General features: G+C 66.4%; 1 protein-coding gene. It reads left to right on the top strand.

Annotated features, from left to right (window positions below):
* On the top strand, positions 1–518 hold a 518-nt coding region (locus tag AC1B00_RS09700), incomplete at both ends, for a M23 family metallopeptidase (protein WP_488849525.1).

The following is a 518-nucleotide window of genomic DNA, read 5'->3' as shown; positions in this document are numbered from 1 at the left end:
GAGGCCGCACAGACCGTGCAGGTCTCCGCATTCCCGACCGCTTACGACAAGTGGGAGTCCGCCGCACAGCAGATCATCTCCGCGGTCGGCGGGTCGATCAGCTGTGACAGCAGCACCGTCGTCGGCCAGGCCGCTTTCCCTCTCGCGGCCGGTTACCAGATGACATCCGGCTACGGGCCCCGCGACATCACCGTCCCCGGCGCCTCCTCGTGGCATGTTGCGATCGACCTGCAGCGCTGGCCGAACCCCTGCGGTGATCCCGTCTACGCCGTCCTGCCCGGCACGGTGACTCTCAGCAGCTCGCTGTGGCTGTCGATCAAGCACCCCGATGGCTTCGTGGTGTCGTACTTGCATATGTACAAGAGCGAGCGGCTCGTCGACGTCGGAGACACCGTCAGTGCGGGCCAGCAGATCGGCGTCGTCGGGAACGTGCCGCCGAGCGGCGGATGCCACCTGGATCTCCGGATCAATAAGAACGGGACGACGAACCAGGCGGTCGCCGCGCTACAGGAAGCGAC

The organism is Campylobacter sp. DY7, assembly GCF_057802535.1.
This window is presented reverse-complemented; position numbering and strand designations above follow the sequence as displayed.